The 288-nt window shown below is 26.4% G+C and carries 1 protein-coding gene; it reads right to left on the bottom strand.

What is annotated here, in order from left to right:
* The coding region (locus ACX6CF_RS27370) for a hypothetical protein (protein ID WP_458788522.1) at nucleotides 1–288 on the bottom strand (288 nt) is incomplete at both ends.

Raw genomic sequence — 288 nt, forward strand, 5'->3', positions numbered from 1 at the left:
TAATTTATCTAACAAAGCTATGTATTTGGATTCATTTTGGGTTAAGGTTTTTTTAGATAAATAGGTCTTGTCATTATAAACATCAATTCTATTCCATAGTTTGTAACTTTCTTCTAGGTAATTTATTAATTTATCAACTCCTGTGAATTTATCCTTATAAGTTTTAATAAAATTCTTAAAGCTCAACCTTTGAAGTATTGTTGTGGAAACTAACTTTGATAAAAACTGTGGAGCATATTTACCTTTTGTTTCTTCAAGGGAAGTAATAATATAGTGAAAATCCTCTCT

It is taken from the genome of Vallitalea sediminicola (assembly GCF_054408565.1).